This window comes from Arthrobacter sp. 10T419 (genome assembly GCF_056394105.1).
In genome coordinates this window covers 1-366 of sequence record NZ_JBFTHF010000085.1, presented here as the reverse complement: position 1 = coordinate 366, position 366 = coordinate 1, and the positions used below count along the sequence as shown (strand labels likewise).

1 protein-coding gene is annotated in these 366 nt (G+C 70.8%); it reads right to left on the bottom strand.

Annotated elements, in window-relative coordinates; genetic code table 11:
* On the bottom strand, positions 1-299 hold a 299-nt coding region (locus AC1DBD_RS17990), incomplete at its 3' end, for an amidase family protein (protein ID WP_476982753.1).
* Positions 300-366 lie beyond the last annotated feature (67 nt).

Sequence of the window (366 nt, the reverse complement as noted above, 5' to 3'; positions counted from 1 at the left end):
ACTTCGTCCAGACCGGGACCGTTCGAGACCCGGCCACGCGTGGATTTGAGCCAGAACAGGCCGTTGAACGCCGCCGGCACGCGGATCGACCCAGCGGCATCAGTCGCATGCGCCAGCGGCACTATCCCGGCCGCCACGGCGGCACCGGCCCCGCCGCTGGAACCGCCCGCGCTCAACGCCGGCTGCCAGGGGTTGCGCGTGGCGCCCTGCTGAAGGGACTCGGTCGCGGTGCTGAACGCCATCTCCGGCGTAGCCGTTCGGCCAATTGTTACCAGCCCGGCGGCGCGCAGCCGCTGCATCAGGAACGCGTAGCCGTTCGGCCAATTGTTACCAGCCCGGCGGCGCGCAGCCGCTGCATCAGGAACG